Origin of the sequence: Mycobacterium sp. E802 (assembly GCF_001666875.1) — a bacterium.
In the GTDB taxonomy this organism is placed as follows: domain Bacteria; phylum Actinomycetota; class Actinomycetes; order Mycobacteriales; family Mycobacteriaceae; genus Mycobacterium.
Genome location: NZ_LZJD01000169.1, coordinates 1 through 590, shown reverse-complemented (window position 1 = coordinate 590; position 590 = coordinate 1). Strand labels below are relative to the sequence as shown.

The 590-nt window shown below is 69.7% G+C and carries 1 protein-coding gene; it reads right to left on the bottom strand.

The genetic code is table 11. The annotated features are described in order from the left end of the window. Positions 1-590, bottom strand: a 590-nt coding sequence (locus A5699_RS25045) for an alcohol dehydrogenase catalytic domain-containing protein (RefSeq protein ID WP_197508384.1), incomplete at both ends; no start/stop codon positions are given.

The following is a 590-nucleotide window of genomic DNA, read 5'->3' as shown; positions in this document are numbered from 1 at the left end:
GCGCCGACCAGGGCGGCCCCGGCGATCGCGGCGTCGCCGACACCGCCGCAGCCGATCACCGCGACCGTGTCGTCACGGGTCACCGCGCCGGTGTTGATCGCTGCGCCGATGCCGGCCATCACACCGCAGCCCAGCAGCCCGGCCACCGCCGGGTCGGCTTCGGAATCGACCTTGGTGCACTGTCCTTCGTGCACCAGGGTCTTGTCGGCGAACGCGCCGATGCCCAGTGCCGGGGTCAGCTCGGTGCCGTCGGTCAGGGTCATCTTCTGGGCGGCGTTGTGGGTGTCGAAGCACAGGTGCGGGCGGCCCCGCTTGCAGGCGCGGCACTGTCCACACACCGCGCGCCAGTTCAGGATGACGAAATCGCCCGGCTCGACGTTGGTGACGCCCTCACCGACAGCCTCGACCGTGCCCGCGGCCTCGTGGCCGAGCAGGAACGGGTATTCGTCGTTGATGCCGCCCTCGCGGTAGGTCAGGTCGGTATGGCACACGCCGCAGGCGATGATGTCGACCACCACCTCACCGGGCCCCGGATCGGGGATGACAATGTCGACCAGCTCCACCGGCTGGCCTTTGGACCGAGAAATCAC